Genomic DNA, 528 nt, shown 5'->3' on the forward strand with positions numbered 1-528 from the left:
GCCTCCACGAACTCCTCGCGCCGATACCCCTGCGCGTACAGCAGCGCGGTGAGATCGCCATGATCGATCCGCGCCGCCGCAGCGGCGGCCACCGCGGGCTTGGCGTGATACGCCACGCCCAGCCCCGCCGCCTGGATCATCGCGAGATCATTGGCGCCGTCGCCGACCGCCAGCGAGTCGATGTCGTCGAGATCGAACGATTCCATCAGATCCACCAGCGTCGCGAGCTTTGCCGCGCGCCCCAAAATCGGCTCCTTCACCTCGCCAGTGAACTTGCCGTCGCGGACGACGAGCTCGTTGGCGCGGTTCTCCTGGAAACCGATCCTGGTGGCGACCGCGCTGGTGAAAAGCGTGAAGCCGCCGGAGACGAGGCAGGCATAGGCGCCATGGGCGCGCATGGTCGCGACCAGTTCGCGGCCACCCGGCGTCAGCGTAATGCGCTTGGCCAGCACCTCGTCGACGGCACTGGCGGGAAGGTCCTTGAGCAGCGCGACGCGCTCGCGCAGCGCCGGCTCGAACTCGATCTCG

The 528-nt window shown here is 68.4% G+C and carries 1 protein-coding gene; it reads right to left on the minus strand.

Features of this window, described 5'->3' with window-relative positions; translation table 11 throughout:
* On the minus strand, positions 1–528 hold a 528-nt coding region (gene serB / locus IVB32_RS24800; RefSeq protein WP_247411716.1), incomplete at both ends, for a phosphoserine phosphatase SerB.

Source organism: Bradyrhizobium sp. 23 (assembly GCF_023073295.1).
In the GTDB taxonomy this organism is placed as follows: Bacteria; Pseudomonadota; Alphaproteobacteria; order Rhizobiales; family Xanthobacteraceae; genus Bradyrhizobium; species Bradyrhizobium canariense_D.